This is a genomic window from Vibrio sp. D173a, from assembly GCF_030248475.1.
This window is the reverse complement of record NZ_JAHGAH010001123.1, coordinates 1-630: the sequence shown is the minus strand read 5'-3', so window position 1 is coordinate 630 and position 630 is coordinate 1. Positions and strand designations below refer to the sequence as shown.

The following is a 630-nucleotide window of genomic DNA, read 5'->3' as shown; positions in this document are numbered from 1 at the left end:
CCATGATTGTGTTGCACTAAAAGTCGCCAATATTGTTCGGTGTTGGTGCAATCGTTAAGGTTTGGCCAACCTATTTTGGGGCTGCTCCTTTTGTGTTGACTGAAAAAACAAGCACACCATGACTAAAGCAATTCCCAACCATCCCATTGGCGGTATGTGTTCTTCGAGTATTAACACTGCGATGACAGCCGCAACAACAGGCTCGAATAGCGTTAGGATATTTGCTGTGCTCGCATTGATGTGCCTTAATCCCACCCCAAACATGATGTAACCGACGCCCATTGGAATGACCGCCATGTAGATGAGCACCAGGGTATTGGTTTGAGATGCGAATAAGTTGTCTCCTGATGCCAGCAGGGTGGGTAGAAGTAAACACGCGCCCAGCCCAAAGATGGCGCCCATCGCTGCCTGTGACTGAATCCCCTTATTAATAAGCTCTTTGGCCATTACGGAATATGTGGCGTAACTTAAGCCTGCGACTAGGCCGAGTAAGATGCCCCAAAGTTTGAATTGCGATTCAGAGTGACTGTGAGTGGTTTCCGCATTGACGAGAAGTACAATGCCAAAAATTCCGATCACTAAACTGAAAAGCTTACGAATAGTTATATTCTTACTTGTGCTAAATAGACA

At 46.0% G+C, this 630-nt stretch carries 1 protein-coding gene; it reads right to left on the bottom strand.

From position 1 onward, the window contains the following. Window positions 1-54: 54 nt before the first annotated feature. On the bottom strand, window positions 55-630 hold a 576-nt coding region (locus KIV40_RS31725; protein ID WP_285353296.1), incomplete at its 5' end, for a DMT family transporter.